Origin of the sequence: Vibrio sp. V42_P2S4T144 (assembly GCF_009904715.1) — a bacterium.
GTDB lineage: Bacteria > Pseudomonadota > Gammaproteobacteria > Enterobacterales > Vibrionaceae > Vibrio > Vibrio alginolyticus.
In genome coordinates, this window is sequence record NZ_WXWS01000234.1 from 1 (window position 1) to 2,729 (window position 2,729).

At 45.7% G+C, this 2,729-nt stretch carries 4 protein-coding genes; all 4 read left to right on the forward strand.

The annotated features are described in order from the left end of the window. Positions 1–103 precede the first annotated feature (103 nt). The 4 genes from CAG68_RS08200 to CAG68_RS08215 all read left to right on the forward strand — a co-directional run bounded on the left by CAG68_RS08200 (position 104) and on the right by CAG68_RS08215 (position 2,538). On the forward strand, positions 104–1,027 hold the full coding sequence (locus tag CAG68_RS08200) for a LysR family transcriptional regulator (RefSeq protein ID WP_005384329.1): 924 nt from the start codon (positions 104–106) through the stop codon (positions 1,025–1,027). 115 nt (positions 1,028–1,142) lie between these two features. Beyond that, a complete protein-coding gene (locus tag CAG68_RS08205; protein ID WP_029795225.1) occupies positions 1,143–1,457 on the forward strand; it encodes a hypothetical protein in 315 nt (104 codons plus the stop codon). 47 nt (positions 1,458–1,504) lie between these two features. After that, positions 1,505–2,191: a helix-turn-helix transcriptional regulator gene (locus CAG68_RS08210; RefSeq protein ID WP_005497912.1), complete on the forward strand. Its 687-nt coding sequence runs from the start codon at positions 1,505–1,507 to the stop codon at positions 2,189–2,191. Between the two features lie 164 nt (positions 2,192–2,355). Continuing rightward, positions 2,356–2,538 (forward strand): hypothetical protein, encoded by a 183-nt coding sequence (locus CAG68_RS08215; protein WP_031778850.1) that lies wholly within the window; start codon positions 2,356–2,358, stop codon positions 2,536–2,538. Positions 2,539–2,729 lie beyond the last annotated feature (191 nt).

Here is a 2,729-nt window from a genome sequence, read left to right on the forward strand (position 1 = left end):
GCATAGTCTAGATTGTTTTCTTCTTGAAGATAATCTCTATAATTGGAAATTAATTGTATCCTTGTGCTCAACAATAAATGCTTCACGATAATAGGAGATTGATGTGAACGCGATTGCCTCCCTGCCCGTTTTTGTTGCTGTTGTCGAATGCGGCAGCTTTTCCCTTGCGGCCAAACAGCTGAATCTGACGAAATCGGCGATCAGCAAACGCATCAACCAACTAGAAGACGATTTGGGCATTCGTCTCCTTAACCGAACTACGCGTAAGCTGAGCCTGACCGAAGCGGGAGAACGCTATTTTGAGTACGCTTCTCAAGCGCTCAATCTGGCCCAGCAAGGCGTAGACGCGGTATCGGAACTGCAAGGCTCTCCACAAGGTCGGCTCAAAATTACCGTGCCGATGTCTTTCGGTGTGCTGCATATCGCGCCTTTGATCAGCGAGTTTCTCGCTCGTTACCCGAAAATTGAAGTGGATTTAAACCTCGAAGACAAAATGGTCGATTTGGTTAAAGACGGTTTTGATTTGGGGATCCGTATTGGTGAACTCACCTCTTCCAATCTAATCGCAAAACGCCTCGCCCCTTGTAAAAGTGTGCTTTGTGCCTCGCCAGATTACTTAGCGGAGTTTGGAACACCACAAAAACCAAGTGATTTAGTCAGTCACAACTGCCTGCGCTACTCCTATTTCCGTGGCGGCGTCGAATGGATGTTCATCAACAACGGCAGCGAATACAAGGTGCTTCCAAAAGGAAACTTTATCGTCAATAACAGCGAAGCCATTCGCCAGTTGCTGTTAAGAGGTTCGGGCATTGCGCAACTGCCAACATTTATTGCAGGAAGAGACTTTGCCGCAGGAAATCTAAAACCGGTGATGGAAGAGTATTCTCTACCAGAACACGCCATTTATGCGGTTTTTCCTGAGCGCAAGCACATGCCGTTGAAAGTAAGAGCCTTTATCGATTTTATCAGCGAAAAACTCGGCACAGATTTACCTTACTGGGATCGTTACAACAGCCCAGAAAAATAACCATATTGATGATAAGTGAGTGAGATTTCACTACTGACATGTTCTGACATTCCATCCGCGTAACCTTATTTGGAACTCAACAGGCAATCCGCCAAAACCAATAAGGAATCACAATATGGAAACCGTTATCGAAACTGTGCAATTTCGTCTAACCGCAGGCACAACAGAGCAAGACGTGATCGCCGCTGCCAAACAGTCACAAACGTTTGTGAAGAATCTGCCGGGCTTTTTGTATCGCTCACTCAGTCACGAAGCGACGGACGATGTGTGGACAGACATCATTTACTGGCGTTCAATGGACGATGCAAAACAGGCGGGAAAACAGCTCAAGCAAGCCGCTGAATTTCAGCCTCTGTTATCAATGATTGACTGCGAAAGCTTCGAGCTTATACATCACAACTTAAAAATGTGCAGTGAGCTAGAGAAGTAATCAGCCACACTACTACTAACAACCAGTAGGTCTAGATAAGGAACATCATGAGCAAATCAGAACGACTGTTTGAGCTACTGACGCTTTTGCGCGCAAAGCGTTACGCCGTGACAGCGAAAGAGCTCGCAGAAAGAATGGAAGTCAGCGAACGTACGATTTATCGCGATATTCAGTCGTTGCTCAGTTCTGGTGTTCCGATTCAAGGTGAAGCAGGTGTCGGCTACCTGTTGCAAGCAGGCTCTCATCTGCCACCTTTGATGTTCTCAGAAAAGGAGATGATGGCGCTTGAACTGGGTATGCGGATGGTTCGAGCCTGGTCGGACGCCGAACTCGCCGAAGCGTCTCACTCTGCGTCCACCAAAATACTTTCGGTATTGCCAGATAAGCTCAAACAACAAGTGGAAGATTGTCCGCTGATTGTGCCCGATTATCACACCCAATCCGAGACTGCCAAACGAGGGCAGCTTCTGCGCCACGCGATTGATCATCAGTTTAAGGTCAGTTTGGATTACCAAGATGAAAGCGGACAGGTGACCGAGAGAAAAATCCAACCGTTAGGCCAGTTCTTTTGGGGCAAAGTCTGGACGCTGGTCGCCTGGTGCGAATTGCGCGATGACTATCGCCAGTTCCGCCTCGACCGTATCCAAGCACTGCGTATGCACGATGAAGAGTTTCAGAGTGCGGAAACCAAATCTCTCAAACATTATATTGCGCAGTATGAATCGAAAGATTGAGTATTTTTCATCCCTCCATCACAAGGATTCCAAATTGCTCTGCTCAATGCGCGATATTTGGAAAGGCACATTTGGTTAAACTAATGTTTCATTTTTAACGGATGCGCAACCAACCTAAGATCGTTAACTTAAGTAGCACGTCAACCACACCGGAGCGTGAAGCTATGAAAGTACTGATTCAATACACCCAAGCAGGGAAATATCGAGATCAAGCGTGGGAGTCTTTAACTCTTCGATCTAAAGGTGATATGCAGGCCGTTACCCCTTCTTATGCTGCCCAACTTATCGAACAAAGCAAAGCGACACTTGTGATGACTGAGGAGCAACAAATCGTTATTTATCCATAACCGACTATTAGCCTTGTTTAACCAACCTTTGTTAGTTGTGCAAGGCTTACATCTCGCCATTTCACGTTATCAATTTTATACACGACCAACTATATTTACATAAAAATCAATAAAATAGTTCTTATTTTCGTTCTCGACACTCCTTCAAAACGGCCTTACATTCATAGCTAAGATATAGGTTATCTGTTAGT